Origin of the sequence: Bacillus sp. SIMBA_008 (assembly GCF_046535495.1) — a bacterium.
Lineage (GTDB): Bacteria > Bacillota > Bacilli > Bacillales > Bacillaceae > Bacillus > Bacillus subtilis.
Genome location: NZ_JAWRWL010000073.1, coordinates 1 through 392, shown reverse-complemented (window position 1 = coordinate 392; position 392 = coordinate 1). Strand labels below are relative to the sequence as shown.

Genomic DNA, 392 nt, shown 5'->3' with positions numbered 1-392 from the left:
AGAGTGGCCGATACATGCACGCCATCGACCGACAAAGCCAGGGTGATCTGATTGAGTCGCGCCTCCCGGATAGTGTCTCCCACTGCCACTGCGACCCGACCGCCAAGCATTGACGGGGCGAGGGACGAGATGTCGTCTCGCGGGGTGACGGAGAAGCCGGATTGTTCCGCGCCCGCCCCGATCTCGTTCAACGCCCGTTCGCTCAGTGCCGTGACGTCCGAGCCTGACCCGCCGAAGTACGCTTCCATCGGAATGCCCCATTTGGATTCCATTTCCGCGTTCGTGGCTTCCGCGATTGCTGTTGCAGTGCCGGTCGAATCTCCCTCGGCGATCGCGCGAGTGAGATTCGGGGCGTCGATTTGACTGGACTCCCAAGAAATCTGACCGTGCTC

Annotated in this window: 1 protein-coding gene; it reads right to left on the bottom strand. The window is 62.0% G+C overall.

Going from position 1 to position 392, the window contains the following annotated elements; translation table 11 throughout:
- Positions 1-392, bottom strand: a 392-nt coding sequence (locus tag SB658_RS22175) for a hypothetical protein (protein WP_410602355.1), incomplete at both ends; no start/stop codon positions are given.